Genomic DNA, 15,017 nt, shown 5'->3' on the forward strand with positions numbered 1-15,017 from the left:
GGCCCGGGGGCGAACGTCGCCGGGCCCGTAGGCAGGCATCCCTTCCGCGAAGTACACTAGGGTGTTACAGCCAATTGGTCCCTCTTATGGCACACGCATCCTCCACCCCCCTGAATTTGCTGGGTTACAGCCACCAACAGCTCGTCGAGCTGCTGGCCGAGTGGGGTGAGCCGCGTTTCCGGGCCACCCAGCTGGTGAAATGGATTCACCAGCGCGGGGTGACCGATTTCGACCAGATGACCGACATGTCGCGCAAGCTGCGCGAGCGCCTGGCGCGGGAGACCGAGATCCGGGTGCCGGAAATTGGTCTGGAAAAGGCCTCCGCGGACGGGACTGTCAAGTGGGTGCTGCGCCTGCCGGATGGCAACGCCATCGAGACCGTCTTCATCCCCGAGGGCGGCCGCGGCACGCTGTGTATCTCCTCCCAGGTGGGCTGCGCACTGGACTGCACCTTCTGCTCCACTGCCCAGCAGGGCTTCAACCGCAATCTGACCAGTGCCGAGATCATCGGTCAGGTCTGGCTGGCGATGCAGCGCCTGCCGGCCCCCGAGGGGCGCAAGCGGGCGGTCAGCAATGTGGTCCTGATGGGGATGGGCGAGCCGCTGGCGAACTTCGATGCGGTCGTGCCGGCCTGCCAGCTGATGACCGATGACAACGCCTATGGCCTGAGTCGGCGCCGGGTGACCCTGTCCACCTCCGGGCTGGTGCCGGCCCTGGATCGCCTCAGCGAGCACACCGATGTGGCCCTGGCGGTCAGCCTGCACGCGCCGAACGATGCCCTGCGCGATCGTCTGGTGCCGATCAATCGCAAGTATCCGATCGCCGAACTGCTGGCGAGCTGCCGCCGCTACGTCGAGGCGACGGATGCCCACAGTGGTGTGACCTTCGAGTACGTGCTTCTGGCGGGGATCAACGATCAGCCGCAGCATGCCAACGAACTGGCGGGGCTGCTGCGCGGCATCCCCGGCAAGATCAACCTGATCCCGTTCAATCCGTTTCCGGGGGCGCCTTTCGACCGGCCGCGGGAAGAGGATGTGCTGGCGTTCGAGCGGCGCCTGCAGAAGGCGGGATACGTCACCACCGTGCGCCGGACCCGGGGCGACGATATCGATGCCGCCTGCGGGCAGTTGGTGGGGCAGGTAGAGGATCGCACCAACCGCGGCATGCGCATGTTCCGGCTGCATGCCGAATTGCCACAGACGGACCGGAGGGCTTCATGACCGTACGCGCGGGCTATCGAGTGGCTGGAGTGCTGGCCCTGGCGCTGCTTGTCGGCGGGTGCGCCGCGACCGCCGACCGGCCGGTTTCGGGCGACCGCCAGGAGGCGGCCGAGGTGCATGCCGAGCTGGGCATCGGCTACCTGCGCGAGGGCGAGTTCGAGCAGGCGGAACGTAACCTGCGCCGCGCGCTCGACTACGACCCGGGCTATGCCCTGGCTAACATCGGCATGGCCGCGGTCATGGAGCGCAAGGGCGACACCACGGCGGCGGAGGATCACTACCGCAGCGCGCTGCGCCGCGACCCGGGCAACCCCTTTGCCCAGACCAACTTGGGGGCGCTGCTGTGTGGGCGCGGCGACTTCGACGAGGCACAGGAGCTGTTCGCCAAGGCCATCGCCAATCCGGATTACGATCGCCGCGACATCGCCTACATGAATTCGGGGGTCTGCCACTTCGATGCGGGTGACCGCGAGGAGGCGGAACGCCAGCTGCGGCGTGCCCTGGAGCTGGATCCGCAGTATCCGCGGGCCCTGCTGGAGATGGCCCGGCTGACCTACGACGATGGCCGTCCGATGCAGACGCGCGCCTTCCTCCAGCGTCTGGACGGGCAGGGTGTGCAAAACGCCGAGACCCTGCTGCTCTGCTACCAGGCGGAGACGGCCCTGGGCAACAGCCGTTCGGCCAACGCCTGTGCCGACCGTCTCAACCGCCAGTTCCCGGACAGTCCGGAGCTGGAAGAACTGCGTCGGCTGGAGCGTGAAGGGTGAGCGAGCCCAGGGACAAGGAACCGGGGCTCGGGCGCGTCGATGAGGTCGATGACTCTGTTACCCACGTGGAATCCCTGCGCCCGGAAACGGCGGATCCCGAGCCCTCGTTTTCGGCCGCCAGCGGCCTGACCAGCCGCGATCAGCCCGCCGCATCCGCGCCCGAGCAGGGTTCCGGCGAGGGCGAACCGGGTGCGAGCCTCCGCCGCGCGCGCGAGGCGGCCGGGCTCGACACCGCGAGCCTGGCACGGCGTATCCACCTCGGCCGTGGGACCCTGGAAGACCTCGAGGCGAACCGGTTCCAGCACATGCCGCCGGCCTACGTACGGGGCTACCTGCGTTCCTGTGCGCGCGAGCTGGGTGTGAACGCGGACCCCTGGATCGCGGCCTTTGAACAACACGGACTGATGGAGCCCGAACTCCGGGCGGTGGCGACGCCCTCGGCGCGCGGTCGCCAGCGGCGGCGCGGGCGCGGGATCTACTGGCTCGCGCTCCTGCTGGTGCTGGGCCTGCTGGGCCTGGGCGTGTATGCATGGACTGAGCGTGGCGACAGCCTGGGCCTGCCGGCACTGAATCTGGGCGACACCCGCGAGGCCCCGCGCAGCGAGCCCGGAGACGAGGCGCCTGCGGACACGGTGTCTTCCGAAACCGAGACGCCGGCCGCAGCGCCGGAAGCCGCGGCCGAGCCCGAGGCGCCCAGTGAGCAGGAGGCTGAGGCCAGCACCGACACGGTGCCCGCGGACGCCCGCGTGGCCGCCGAGGCTCTGGCCGAGCCGGTGGCGCCGCCGCAGCCCGAGCCTGCGGAACCCGCCCGGGTCGCACCGGAACCGGTCGAGGCTCCGGCCCCGGCAGACACGGCTGCGCACCCCGGTACCGGTGCGACGCTGGTGCTCGAGTTCAGCGAGACCTCCTGGGTGGAGGTGCGCGATGCCGCGGACGAAGTCGTCCTGACCGGCGTGCTGAGCCAGGGCGATCGCGAGGAACTGCGTCTGGAACTGCCCGCACGGGTCGTGCTGGGCAATGCCGCCGGGGTCTCCCTGAATCTGGACGGCGAGGCGTTCGATCTCGAGCCGCACGTCAGGAGCGACCGTACCGCACGCTTTGATCTGGAACGCTGAGCCCCCGAGGGCTCATCAGCGTCACGCAACGAACCAAAAGGCAACATGAAAGCGATCAAGTCGATTCGCGGGATGCATGACATCCTGCCCGAGTCCATCCACGTCTGGCAGCACCTGGAGGCCACCCTGCGGGAGGTCGTTGAGGGCTACGGCTATCACGAGATCCGCATGCCCGTGGTCGAGGCGACCGAGCTGTTCAAGCGCTCGATCGGGGATGTGACCGATATCGTCGAGAAAGAGATGTACACCTTCGAAGATCGCAACGGCGACAGTCTCAGCCTGCGCCCGGAGGGGACCGCCAGCTGCGTGCGCGCCGGGATCCAGCACGGCCTGCTGCACAACCAGGTGCAGCGGCTCTGGTATCTGGGGCCGATGTTTCGCCACGAACGCCCGCAGAAGGGGCGCTACCGCCAGTTTCATCAGGTGGGGGTGGAGGTGTTCGGGCTTCCGGGGCCGGACGTGGATGCCGAGATGCTGGCGATGACCGCGCGCCTCTGGCGCATGCTGGGCCTGGACAACGTACGCCTGGAACTGAATACGCTGGGTACGCCGGATAGCCGCCAGCGTTACCGCGAGCATCTGATTGCCTATTTCGAGGGCCATCGCGAGGCCCTCGACGAGGAGGCGCAGCGACGGCTGTACGAGAACCCGATGCGCATCCTCGACAGCAAGCACCCGGAGACGCGCGCGGTGGTGGCGCAGGCACCCAGCCTGATGGACCACCTCGATGCGGAGTCCCGGGCCCACTTCGACGGGCTCTGTGCGCAGCTGGAACAGCTCGGGATCCCGTTCGAGCACAATCCGCGTCTGGTGCGCGGGCTCGACTATTACACCCATACCGTGTTCGAGTGGATCACCGACGACCTCGGGGCCCAGGGCACGGTATGTGCCGGCGGTCGCTACGACGGGCTGGTGGAGCAGCTCGGGGGACGTGGCACCCCGGCGATCGGGATGGCCATGGGGCTGGAGCGGCTGGTCGCCCTGCTGGAGGGGGCCGCCGTGGCCCCGGCCGCCAGCGGACCGGACGCCTACCTGATCGTGGGCGGCGACGAACTCGTGGCGGATGCCCTGCAGCTGGCGGAACAACTGCGCGACGCGCTACCGGGACTGAGCCTGGTCCAGCACTGCGGTGGCGGCAGCTTCAAGTCGCAGATGAAGCGGGCCGACCGTCTGGGTGCCCGCTACGCGCTGGTGCTCGGCTCGGACGAGCAGGCGGCGGGCACCGTAACCGTCAAGCCGTTAAGATCGCAGGGCGGCGAGCAGGAGGCGGTTGCGCGTGCCGCCCTGGCTGATTACATGCGCACGGCCCTGCAGTAGCCCGCGCGCGACGTACAACCGACAGAGAAAAGCATGAGCTACCTCACCGACGAAGAGAAAGCGGAACGCATCAAGCAGTGGTGGGCCGATAATGGTCTGGCCATTGTCGCGGGTCTGGTACTGGGGATTGGCGGCCTGTTCGGCTGGAACTGGTGGAGCGACCGCGAGGAGACCCGCGCCCAGGTGGCATCGGAGATGTACCAGGCCCTGCAGTCCGCCGGTCAGGTCGGCCAGACCGAGCGCGCCGCCGAGCTGGCGGACGCCCTGATCGAACAGGGCCGCGGGACCCCGTACCGGTCGCTGGCCTGGATCTACCGCGCCGATGTCGCGCTGGCCCAGGATGATCGCGAGGCGGCGATTCGCGCGCTGGAGTCGGCGCGCGACAGCGCGCCCGATCGCGGCTACCGCGAGGTGTTCAGCCTGCGGCTGGCGCGCCAGCTGATCCTGGCCGAACGGCTGGATGCGGCCGAGGACGTGCTCAAGGCGATCCGCGGGGATGCCTTTGACGGTCTGCGGCTGGAGCTGGAAGGCGACCTGGCGCGCGCCCGCGGTGACCGCGACCTGGCGCGCGAGCGCTATGGCGCCGCGCTGGATGCCGGGCACCGTCCGGAGTATTTGCAGCTGAAATACGAAGAGCTCTCGGTCTGACCGCCGCGTGCGTGCGCTCGCGTTGTCAGCCCGGGATCGGATGCTCGCCGCCGCCCGCACGTCGCTGCGCCTGCAGGCGCGACCCCGGCGCGGGCGTGTACAGTAATCCGTGTTGCCTTAATCCGCGTTTTCCCAGCCAGACTTTTCCCGGAGGATTCGTCGCCCGATGCCAGTGCCTTCCCTAACGAGTTCGGTCGTGCGCCTGCTGCTTGCCAGCGCGCTGATCCTGTCCCTGAGCGCCTGCGGTCTGTGGCAGCGCGATACCACCGAGCCCCCGGCCGACCTGCCGGAATTCGAGGCCGAAGGGCAAGCGGAGCGGCTGTGGTCGCGCTCTGTCGGCAGCGGCGGCGAGCGCTTCCTGTGGCAGATGTACCCGGGCATCGGCGAGGACCTGGTGGTAGTCAGTGATGCCGCCGGGCGCGTGACGGGTCTCAACCCGGAGAGCGGCAGCCAGCGCTGGCAGACCCGTCTGGACAACGCCCGGATCTCGGCGGGCGTGGGTATCGGCGAGGAGATCGCCGTGGTGGGTACGCTGGACGGCCATGCCATCGGGGTGGATCTGGCAGGCGATGGAGAACGCTGGCGCGCCACGCTTTCCAGCGAGGTGCTGGCGGTGTCCGACGTCGCCGGCGGTCTGGTGGTGGTACGTACCAACGACGGTCGCATCCATGCGCTGGATGCCGAATCCGGCGCAACCCAGTGGACCGCGCTGCGCACCACGCCGTCGCTGAGCCTGCGCGGCGCGCAGCGCCCGCAGATCACCTCCGGACGGGTACTGGCCGGCTTCGACAATGGTCGCCTGCTGATGCTGGGGCTCAACCGTGGCAACGTGCTGTGGGAGACCACCCTGGGCATTTCCAGCGGCCGCACCGAGGTCGAGCGCATGGTGGACATCGACGGGCACATCCCCCTGTACCGCGGCGCGGCGATTGCCGCGACCTACCAGGGGCGCCTGGCGGCACTGGACCTGAACTCCGGCGAGATCTTCTGGGCACGTGACTTCTCCTCCTATCAGGGGGCGGACGTGGACACCGGGTCCGATGTGCTGGTGGTGACCGATGCCGAGAGTCACGTGTGGGGCCTGGACCCGCGCAGTGGTGGTGACCTGTGGCAGACGGATGCCCTGCGTCTGCGCGGCGTAACCGCGCCGGTGGTGGTCGGTTCGCATGCGATTGTCGGTGACTATCAGGGCTACCTGCACTGGCTGGATCTCGAGGACGGCCGCATCGTGGCGCGCATCCGCGCGAGTTCCGGCGCCGTGGTTACCCGGCCCGTGCTGGTTAACGGCACGCTCTACGTGGTAACCGACAACGGCCAGCTGACCGCGGTGAAATCGGGACTCGGAGGCGACGAGTGAGCGACCGGCTGGTGGGCGAGATCGACGCATGATCCCCGTCATCGCACTGGTGGGCCGCCCGAACGTCGGCAAATCCACCCTGTTCAATCAGCTGACGCGAACGCGCGATGCCCTGGTGGCGGATGTCGCCGGTCTGACCCGCGACCGCCAGTACGGCGTCGGCAAGGTAGGGGGCTTCCCCTACCTGGTGGTGGATACCGGTGGTCTGTCCGGCGAGGGTGCGGAGATGGACCGGGCCATGGCCGAACAGACCCAGCGCGCGGTGGCGGAGGCCGACCATGTGCTGTTTCTGGTGGATGCCCGTGACGGCCTCACCCCGCAGGACCAGGTGATTGCGGACCAGCTGCGCAGTGCCGGCGTCCGCGCGCGTCTGGTGGTCAACAAGACCGACGGGCTCGACGCCGACTCGGTCAGCGCCGAGTTCTATGCGCTGGGGCTGGGGCAGGTGACGGCGATTGCCGCCGCCCACGGGCGCGGCGTGCAGGGTCTGATGCAGGCCGTGCGCAAGGATGTGGCCGCTGCACGGCGGATTGCCGAGGCGGAGGCCGGGACCGAGGACGCCGAAACCGAGGGCACAGGGGCTGGCAGCGGCACCGGGGCGGCCAGTGACGGCCTCGACGAGGCCTCGCAGCAGGCTGCGCTCGACGACTGGCCCGGTATCCGCGTGGCGATCGTCGGGCGTCCGAACGTCGGCAAGTCCACGCTGGTCAATCGCATCCTCGGTGACGAGCGGGTGGTGGCCACCGATGTGGCCGGCACCACGCGCGACAGCATCTTCGTGCCCTTTGAGCGCGACGGGGTGGACTACACCCTGATTGATACCGCTGGGGTGCGGCGCCGCGCCCGGGTCCACGAGGTGATCGAGAAGTTCAGTGTCATCAAGACCCTGCAGGCGATCGAGGCCGCACACGTGGTGATCCTGGTGGTGGATGCGCAGGCCGGCCTGTCCGACCAGGACGCCCACCTGCTGGGTATGGTGATCGAGGCGGGCCGCGCCCTGGTGCTGGCGGTGAACAAGTGGGACGGGATGCAGGAGCATGCCCGCGAGCGCATCCGCGACGAGCTGGACCGGCGCCTGGGCTTTGTCGACTTCGCCCGCATGCGGCTGATCTCCGCGCTGCACGGGACCAATGTCGGGCACCTGCTGGATGACGTGCGCGAGGCGCATGCCAGTGCCTTCCGCAAGGTCTCCACGCCCGAACTCACGCGGCTGCTGGAGGCCGCGGTAGCGGAACATGCCCCGCCCATGGTCAGCGGCCGCCGGATCAAGCTGCGCTATGCCCATCAGGGTGGCCAGAACCCGCCGGTGATCGTGCTGCACGGCAACCAGACCGATGCGCTCCCGGGTAGCTACAAGCGCTATCTGGAGAACTTCTTCCGCAAGCACCTGAAGCTGGTGGGCACCCCGCTGCGGCTGGAATTCCGCTCCAGCCGCAACCCCTACGCCGGGCGCCGGAACAAGCTCACCCCGCGCCAGCAGCAAAAACGCAAGCGGCTGATGCGGCACGTCCGTCGCTGACGCCGTTCCCGGGCGTGGCGCGCACCTCCCCCGAAGAGCCCGTGAGCGGCCCGGCACTGTCGGCCTTCGCCGAGGTGGTGGAGCCGTTCCGGGTCATGGATATTCTCGCGCGGGCCCAGGCGGCCGAGCGCGCCGGTGCCGATATCATCCATCTGGAAGTAGGGGAGCCGGACTTCCCGACGCCCCCGGAGGTGATCGCCGCAGGGCACGCCGCGCTGGCGAACGGGGACACGCGCTACACGCCCGCCCATGGCACTCAGGCCCTGCGCGAGGCCCTGGCGGCCGATTATCGCGCCCGCCACGGGGCCGCGGTTGATCCCGAGCGTATCGTGATCACCGCGGGGGCCTCCGCGGCCATCCTTCTGGCACTGGCGGCGGGGGTGAACCCGGGCGAGGAGGTGCTGCTGCCGGACCCCGGGTATGCCTGCAATCGCCAGTTCGTGGCCGCCCGCGGGGCCCGGCCTGTCGCGGTTCCGGTACGCGCGGAAGAGGGCTTTCAGCCGACCGCCGAGGCCATTGCCGCGGCCTGGGGTGCGAATACGCGCGCGGTGCTGCTGGCATCGCCCGCGAATCCGACCGGAACCTGCCTGTCGCGTACGCGGCTGGCTGCCATCGTGGAGGTGGTGCGGGCCCGTGGCGGGCTGGTGATCATGGACGAGATCTACGCCCAGATCGTGTTCGAGGACCCGGAGCCCAGCGCCGCCGCCGATTTCCCCGACGTTGTGGTGATCAACTCGTTTTCCAAGTATTTCGCCATGACCGGCTGGCGGCTGGGCTGGATGGTTGTGCCCGCGGCCTGGGTCGAGTCGGTGCGGCGGCTGGCGCAGAACCTGTTCGTGGCCCCGGCCACGATGGCCCAGACCGCGGCCCTGGCGGCCTTCGGGCAGGAGACTGAGGCCCTGCTGCAGGCTCGGGTGCGGGAGCTGCGCCAGCGTCGCGACCTGTTGCTGGAGGCCCTGCCAGGACTGGGCCTGAAGGTACAGGCGCACCCGCAGGGGGCGTTTTACCTGTACGCCGACTGTACCGCGCATGGACCGGACTCCGAGGCCCTGTGCGCCCGCATCCTGGACCGCGCGGGGGTGGCGCTGACGCCGGGGACGGATTTCAGCCCCTCGTGTGGGCGCGACTACCTGCGCATTGCCTATACTCAGTCGCAGGACCGCCTGCGCGAGGCCGTGGAGCGCCTGGCCCGGGTGCTGTAGGGCGCCCGCCCGGCACGCCGGCAGGGCTCAAAACACCCCAACGAGCTGCAGCAGCAGAAGCCCCAGTGCGCCGGGTGCGGCGTAGCGCAGCAGGAAGCGCCAGAGCCGGAAGCCGGCAGGGGCGAGGGCGAGTTCCTCGCGGCTGATGCGGGCCGGCACGACCCAGCCGACGAAGGTCGCGATCAGCAGCCCGCCTACTGGCAGCAGCAGGTTGATCGCGGTGTGTTCGAACGCGTGGTAGAGCGTCGGCAGCTCGCGCCCGGCCAGGGTGATGTCCAGACGCGTCCAGGCGGCACCGGAGAACGAAAACACCGTTGCCAGACTCAGCAGCCAGATGGCGCCGCCGCAGACCAGCGCGGCCAGCATCCGCGAGGTGTGCAGGCGTTCGTGGAACAGGTGCACAAAGGCCTGGACACTGGTCATGACGGAACTGAATGCCGCCAGGCTCAGGGTGGCGAAGAACAGGGTGGTCAGCATGACCCCGGCGGGCGCCGCGGCCAGGGCCAGCGGCAGGGTCTGGAACATCAGCCCCGGGCCCTCGGCCGGGTCCATGTCGAAGCCGAACACGACCGGGAAGATCGCCAGACCGGCGATCAGCGCCACAGCGGTGTCCGCCAGTGCGACCCCGATCGCGGTGCGCGCGATCGAGGTCTCCTGCGGCAGGTAGGCGCCGAACATCATCAGCACGCCCGCGGCCAGGGTCATGGTGAAGAAGGCATGGCCGACCGCGATCAGGACGCCCTGAGCGGTGAGGGCGGAGAAGTCGGGGCGGAACATGAAGTCCACGGCGCGGGCGGCATCGCCGATCCACAGCCCGCTGACCACGGCCAGGAGCAGCAGTACCAGCAGCAGCGGCATCAGCAGGTGCAGCCAGCGCTCCAGTCCCCGGCGCAGCCCCAGGGCCACGATTGCGAAGGCGAGAACGACGACCAGGGTGCTCCAGGCAAGCATCTCGCCGGGTGACCCGGTGAGACCCGCGAACAGCGCGGCCACCGTGTCGCCGCCGGCCCCGGCAAAGGCGCCACTGGCCGCCTTCTGCACATAGGCGAAGGCCCAGCCGGTGATCACCACGTAGAAGCCGAGGATCAGGAAGGCGGCGAGCAGACCGAGCCAGCCGACTAGCTGCCACAGGTCATGGGCCCCGCTTTCCCGGGCGACGGCCCGCGCCGCATAGCCGGGCGAGCGGCGCCCGTGCCGGCCGATCATCACCTCGGCCATCATGATCGGGATGCCGATCAGCGCGATGCAGCTCAGATACACCGCCAGAAAGGCGCCGCCGCCGTTCTGTCCGAGGATGTAGGGAAACTTCCAGACGTTGCCAAGGCCCACGGCGGAGGCCGTGGCAGCCAGAAAGAAGGCATAGGCATGGCTCCAGCGCTGGGCCGTTGCGGCGATGTGCATGGCGCTGGGGGCGTGGCTCCGGTCAGGTGATGACGTCGGGCTTCTGGCGGCGGGTGAGGCCAGGGATGTCGCCCAGTCGCACAGCGGCGTCGATCAGTGGCCGCAGCAGGACCTGGGGATCGGCATCGAGGTGATCGGGGTGGGTCTCGTGCTGCTCGATATACAGGCGCAGGGTGGCCCCCTCGGTGCCGGTGCCGGACAGCCGGAACACGATGCGGGCCCCGCCCTCGAACAGCACGCGCAGGCCCTGGTGTTCGGTCAGGCTGTCGTCGACCGGATCGCGGTAGGCAAAGTCGTCGGCCGCCGCCACCCGCATGCCCGCGAGGGACTGGCCGGGGAGGACCGAGAGCTGGTCACGGATGCGGGCCATGACCTGTTCCGCGCGTTCGCTTTCCACTTCTTCGTAGTCATGCCGCGTGTAGTAGTGGCGGCCGTACTGGCGCCAGTGGTCGCGCACGATTTCCTCCACCGACTGGCGGCGCGCGGCCAGCAGGTCGAGCCAGAACAGCACGGCCCAGAGACCGTCCTTTTCCCGCACGTGGTCGGAGCTGGTGCCGAAGCTTTCCTCCCCGCACAGGCGGATGCGGCCGTCGTCCAGCAGGTTGCCGAAGAACTTCCAGCCGGTGGGTGTCTCGTAGCAGGGGATGCCCATGGCCCGTGCGACGGCATCCACGGCCTGGCTGGTGGGCATGCTGCGGGCCACGCCCTTCAGCCCGTCGGCGAAGGCCGGGATCAGGTGTGCGTTTGCGGCCATCACCGCGAGGCTGTCCGAGGGCGTCACGAAGAAGTGGCGGCCCAGGATCATGTTGCGGTCGCCGTCGCCATCGGAGGCGGCGCCGAAATCAGGGGCATTGCGTCCGAACAGGGCCTCGCGCAGTTCGCGCGCATGCGACAGGTTCGGGTCCGGGTGGCGGCCGCCGAAGTCGGCCAGCGGTTCCGCGCGCAGGATGATCTCGGGGGAGGCGCCCAGCCGCTTCACCAGGATCTCCTCGGCGTAAGGGCCGGTGACCGCGTGCATGGCATCAAAGCGCATGTCGAAGTGGTCGGAACGCAGCAGCTCGCCAATACGCTCGAAGTTGAACAGCGTGGCCATGGCATCGGCATAGGGCACCACCGGGTCCAGGATCTCCACCTGCATCTCGCCCAGTTTCTGGGTGTGGAGGTGGTCAATGTCCACGTGTTCCGCCCCGTTGACGATACGGTAGTGGCTCAGGGCGGTGCTGCGTGCGTGGATGGCATCGGTCACCGCCGGGGTGGCCGGGCCGCCATTGGCGGTGTTCAGCTTTACGCCGAAGTCGCCCTCCGGGCCCCCGGGGTTGTGCGAGGCGGAGAGGATCAGCGCGCCGGTGGCGCCGCGGCTGCGGATCAGATGGGAAGCGGCCGGCGTAGACAGCAGCCCGCCGAGGCCCACGGCGACCTTCTGCGCACCGTTCGCTGCCGCCATGCGCAGGATGACCTGGATGGCCTCGCGGTTGTGGAAGCGGCCATCCCCGCCCAGCAGCAGTTCGCCCTCGAGCAGCTCCGGGCAGGCATCGAAGATGCTCTGAATGAAGTTCTCGAGATAGTGCGGCTGGCGGAACTGCCGGACGCGCTTGCGCAGCCCCGAGGTGCCGGGTTTCTGGTCGGGGAAGGGGCGAGTCGTGACGACGCTGATATCCATGGGCCGAGCATCCTTGTTGTTCCGTTCGACGTTACCAAAAAGCCCCCGGGGTGTCCCGCCTTCCGGTGCTGGTGCTCGCGGCGGGGCGTGCGCGGGCTGTTAGACTGCGCGACATGCTGCTGGAACGCCGTAACCCCGCTCACCTCGACCCCCGGCCCGCGAGCTTCGCGGCGTTGATGGAGATGTACGAGGATAACTACCTTGCGCTGCGGCGCCTGTGCCCGGAGCCGGCGGGGCTGCCGCCGCGCTCGGTGTCGCGGGTGGCGGGGGCGCTGGACCTGCACCTGGAGGTGCTGGAGCGCACGCGTTACACCACGACCCTGCACCTGACCTATCACTTCGATCACCAGGGCGAGCAGCGCCGGCAGCCGGACATGCGGGTGCGCATGTTCCACGATGCGCACCAGGCCGAGGTGCTGGAGCTGCACTGCCGCCGCATCGGGGAGGACCTGGCGGCGGAGATGCGTACCGGGCACCCGGGTCTGCTGTGTCGCTGGCGCCACAACCGCTTCCTCTACAAGTGGCTGCGTTACTGCCTGCGCCAGGGCCACCGATTTCGCGCGGATGCCGGCCCGGAGGTGGTTGCCCTGGACTGATCGGGGCGATCCCGGCCGCCGGCCCCGGCAGCCGCGGCGGGCGCGACGGTTCTACTGGCAGGTGGCCGTTGCGGCCACCAGATCGCCGTTGGTCAGCAGGGCATGCAGGGGCGCCGGCGGGCTGAACAGGAAACCCTGCATCATCGGACACTCCAGGCGCTGCAGGTAGTCGCGGTGGGCCTCGGTCTCCACGCCCTCGGCCACAATGTTCATTTGCAGGCCGCGCGCCATGGAGATGATGGCATTGACGATGCAGGCCTCGTCCTCCTGGCAGATCGTGTGGGTAAAGCTGCGGTCGATCTTGAGCGTGTGGATCGGCAGCTTCTGCAGGTAGCTGAGCGACGAGTAGCCGGTGCCGAAGTCGTCCACTGCGATCTGCACGCCGGCGGCGCACAGGCGGTTCAGCTTGTGCACCGTGTCCACGGTGTCGCTCATCAGCAGGTTCTCGGTGATCTCGACCTCCAGGAGATCGGGCGGGAACCCGGTTTCTCCCAGGATCCCGAGGAAATCCTCCACGAAGTCGTCGCGTTCGACCAGCACCGGTGAGAGGTTGATCGCCAGGCGCAGCTCTGGGCGGCCCTCGCGGTTGTGATGAAGGATCTCGCGGATCGCGGTGCGCAGGGTCAGACGGTCCAGCTCCACGATCAGGCGGGTCTCCTCGGCGATGGCGATGAATTCCGCCGGTCCCAGCAGGCCGAGTCGGGGGTGATCCCAGCGCACCAGGGCCTCGACGCCGACCATCAGCCCGCTGTGGGTGTCGATCTGGGGTTGATAGAGGATGTGAAACTCGTCGCGGTCCAGGGCGCGGCGCATGTCCTGTTCCAGTTGCAGGCGCTGCGGCGGGTGTCCGCCCATCTCCGGGCTGTACAGGCGCACGCCGGTGCGGCCGGTGCTCTTCTCGCGGTACATCGCGATGTCGGCGTTCTTGATCAGGGCCTCGAGGTTGTCGCCCGCATCGGGGTAGATGGCAATGCCGATGCTGGCCCCGACGAACAGCTCGTGTTCGCCGATCTCGAACGGGGCCTGCAGGCTCTCCAGGATCTTGTCGGCCACATGCACTGCCGCGTCGTTGTCGGCAAGCCCGGGGATCAGCAGGGTGAATTCGTCGCCACCGAAGCGCGACAGGGTGTCGCCCTTGCGGATGCAGTCCTGCAGGCGCTGCGCCACGCCCTGGAGCAGCCGGTCGCCCACGGTGTGTCCCAGGGAGTCGTTGATGACCTTGAAGCGGTTGAGGTCGATGAACAGCACGGCCAGGCGGGTACCGGATCGCTGCGCGTGGGAAATGGCGACATCCACGCGATCGCGGAACAGCGCGCGGTTGGGCAGTCGCGTCAGCAGGTCATGGTAGGCCTGGAAGTTGATGAAGGCCTCGGATTCCTTGCGGTCGGTGATGTCCCGCGCGGTGCCGTAGGTCAGGGCCTCATGGCCGCCGTGGTCGTGTGTCTCCCCGGCGCCGGCCGGCCATACCGCGACCTCGAAGAAGCGCCGGGTGCGCGAGTGGCGGGCGGGCCGCAGGGCCAGTTCCACCGAACGCAGGTGGGTCTGGCGGTTGCGCGCCTGGTCGAAGAAATACTCCGCCTTGTCGCGTTCGTCGGCCTCGACCAGATCCAGCACCGAGGTCTCCAGCAGGTCCTGGCGTGAATACCCGAGCAGCTCGTGGACCCGCGAATTCACGAAGCGAAAGCGCTTGTCGGCGTCCAGGATGAAGACGATATCCGGCGAGTTGTTCACGATCACCCGGTGCAGACGCTCGGACTGTTCCAGACGCGCGCGCATCGCGCGGTTGGTGTCTTCCAGCACCTTGCGCTGCAGGGCGTTGCGCACGGTGGCCATCAGTTCGGCCGGTTCGTAGGGCTTTTTCAGGTAGTCGTGGGCACCTTCGCGCAGGGCACCGGCGACATCTTCAACCGTGCTGTTGCCGCTGACGACCACGGTGAGCGTCTCCAGGTCCGCCGCGCGCATGAAGCGCAGCACGTCGACCCCGCCGAGACCGGGCATGCTCAGGTCCAGCAGCAGCAGGTCGAAGGACTCCTGGCGCAGGGCCTCGATGGCGGCGCCGCCACCGTTGGCGGTATGTACGGGATAGCCCTCGAGGCTGAGCAGCTGCCGCAGGCTTTCCAGCAGCCCGGGGTCGTCGTCGGCAATCAGGATGCGTACGGACTTCGGATCAGGGGTCGCGTCGCGTTCGGTCATCGTGGCCTCGGGGTCAATGGGG

12 protein-coding genes are annotated in these 15,017 nt (G+C 68.8%); 9 read left to right on the forward strand and 3 right to left on the reverse strand.

What is annotated here, in order from left to right; genetic code table 11:
* The first annotated feature begins 86 nt into the window (after positions 1-86).
* From D000_RS0107220 to D000_RS0107255, 8 genes are all read left to right on the forward strand, one after another.
* Entirely contained in the window at positions 87-1,220 is a 1,134-nt protein-coding gene (locus tag D000_RS0107220; protein ID WP_018872865.1) for a bifunctional tRNA (adenosine(37)-C2)-methyltransferase TrmG/ribosomal RNA large subunit methyltransferase RlmN, read from the forward strand.
* Entirely contained in the window at positions 1,217-1,987 is a 771-nt protein-coding gene (gene pilW / locus D000_RS0107225) for a type IV pilus biogenesis/stability protein PilW (protein ID WP_018872866.1), read from the forward strand. Before D000_RS0107220 ends, pilW begins: the two co-directional genes overlap by 4 nt.
* The gene (locus D000_RS0107230) at positions 1,984-3,102 is read left to right on the forward strand and encodes a helix-turn-helix domain-containing protein (protein WP_018872867.1); all 1,119 of its coding nucleotides are present in this window, start codon (positions 1,984-1,986) and stop codon (positions 3,100-3,102) included. Before pilW ends, D000_RS0107230 begins: the two co-directional genes overlap by 4 nt.
* Positions 3,103-3,147: 45 nt before the next feature.
* Positions 3,148-4,419 (forward strand): histidine--tRNA ligase, encoded by a 1,272-nt coding sequence (hisS, locus tag D000_RS0107235; protein WP_018872868.1) that lies wholly within the window; start codon positions 3,148-3,150, stop codon positions 4,417-4,419.
* A gap of 33 nt (positions 4,420-4,452) precedes the next feature.
* The gene (locus D000_RS0107240; protein WP_018872869.1) at positions 4,453-5,067 is read left to right on the forward strand and encodes a tetratricopeptide repeat protein; all 615 of its coding nucleotides are present in this window, start codon (positions 4,453-4,455) and stop codon (positions 5,065-5,067) included.
* Between the two features lie 196 nt (positions 5,068-5,263).
* Positions 5,264-6,424, forward strand: a complete 1,161-nt coding sequence (gene bamB, locus D000_RS0107245) for an outer membrane protein assembly factor BamB (protein ID WP_018872870.1) — start codon at positions 5,264-5,266, stop codon at positions 6,422-6,424.
* A gap of 28 nt (positions 6,425-6,452) precedes the next feature.
* Positions 6,453-7,943 carry a ribosome biogenesis GTPase Der gene (gene der / locus D000_RS0107250; protein WP_018872871.1) on the forward strand — a complete coding sequence of 497 codons (1,491 nt, stop codon included), beginning with the start codon at positions 6,453-6,455 and terminating at the stop codon, positions 7,941-7,943.
* Positions 7,944-8,038: 95 nt separating this feature from the next.
* Positions 8,039-9,145: an aminotransferase class I/II-fold pyridoxal phosphate-dependent enzyme gene (locus D000_RS0107255; protein ID WP_038047615.1), complete on the forward strand. Its 1,107-nt coding sequence runs from the start codon at positions 8,039-8,041 to the stop codon at positions 9,143-9,145.
* A gap of 27 nt (positions 9,146-9,172) precedes the next feature.
* On the opposite strand, the gene D000_RS0107260 is transcribed toward D000_RS0107255, so the two are convergent.
* Positions 9,173-10,546: a sodium-dependent transporter gene (locus D000_RS0107260; protein WP_018872873.1), complete on the reverse strand. Its 1,374-nt coding sequence runs from the start codon at positions 10,544-10,546 to the stop codon at positions 9,173-9,175.
* Between the two features lie 22 nt (positions 10,547-10,568).
* A complete protein-coding gene (locus D000_RS0107265) occupies positions 10,569-12,206 on the reverse strand; it encodes an alpha-D-glucose phosphate-specific phosphoglucomutase (protein ID WP_018872874.1) in 1,638 nt (545 codons plus the stop codon).
* 113 nt (positions 12,207-12,319) lie between these two features.
* Here D000_RS0107265 and D000_RS0107270 point away from each other — a divergent pair, with 113 nt between their 5' ends.
* The gene (locus tag D000_RS0107270; protein WP_026279828.1) at positions 12,320-12,802 is read left to right on the forward strand and encodes a DUF1249 domain-containing protein; all 483 of its coding nucleotides are present in this window, start codon (positions 12,320-12,322) and stop codon (positions 12,800-12,802) included.
* A gap of 51 nt (positions 12,803-12,853) precedes the next feature.
* Here D000_RS0107270 and D000_RS0107275 read toward each other — a convergent pair whose 3' ends face one another.
* The gene (locus tag D000_RS0107275) at positions 12,854-14,995 is read right to left on the reverse strand and encodes a bifunctional diguanylate cyclase/phosphodiesterase (RefSeq protein WP_018872876.1); all 2,142 of its coding nucleotides are present in this window, start codon (positions 14,993-14,995) and stop codon (positions 12,854-12,856) included.
* Between the last annotated feature and the right edge of the window lie 22 nt (positions 14,996-15,017).

Source organism: Thioalkalivibrio sp. ALJ16, assembly GCF_000377345.1.
Classification (GTDB): Bacteria; Pseudomonadota; Gammaproteobacteria; order Ectothiorhodospirales; family Ectothiorhodospiraceae; genus Thioalkalivibrio.

What these genes read in the sequence shown, in the direction of transcription:
- D000_RS0107220 (WP_018872865.1), top strand. Translation starts at nt 87, where the DNA reads ATGGCACACGCATCCTCCACCCCCCTGAATTTGCTGGGTTACAGCCAC.
- pilW (WP_018872866.1), top strand. Translation starts at nt 1,217, where the DNA reads ATGACCGTACGCGCGGGCTATCGAGTGGCTGGAGTGCTGGCCCTGGCG.
- hisS (WP_018872868.1), top strand. Translation starts at nt 3,148, where the DNA reads ATGAAAGCGATCAAGTCGATTCGCGGGATGCATGACATCCTGCCCGAG.
- D000_RS0107240 (WP_018872869.1), top strand. Translation starts at nt 4,453, where the DNA reads ATGAGCTACCTCACCGACGAAGAGAAAGCGGAACGCATCAAGCAGTGG.
- der (WP_018872871.1), top strand. Translation starts at nt 6,453, where the DNA reads ATGATCCCCGTCATCGCACTGGTGGGCCGCCCGAACGTCGGCAAATCC.
- D000_RS0107255 (WP_038047615.1), top strand. Translation starts at nt 8,039, where the DNA reads ATGGATATTCTCGCGCGGGCCCAGGCGGCCGAGCGCGCCGGTGCCGAT.
- D000_RS0107260 (WP_018872873.1), bottom strand. Translation starts at nt 10,546, where the DNA reads ATGCACATCGCCGCAACGGCCCAGCGCTGGAGCCATGCCTATGCCTTC.
- D000_RS0107265 (WP_018872874.1), bottom strand. Translation starts at nt 12,206, where the DNA reads ATGGATATCAGCGTCGTCACGACTCGCCCCTTCCCCGACCAGAAACCC.
- D000_RS0107270 (WP_026279828.1), top strand. Translation starts at nt 12,320, where the DNA reads ATGCTGCTGGAACGCCGTAACCCCGCTCACCTCGACCCCCGGCCCGCG.
- D000_RS0107275 (WP_018872876.1), bottom strand. Translation starts at nt 14,995, where the DNA reads ATGACCGAACGCGACGCGACCCCTGATCCGAAGTCCGTACGCATCCTG.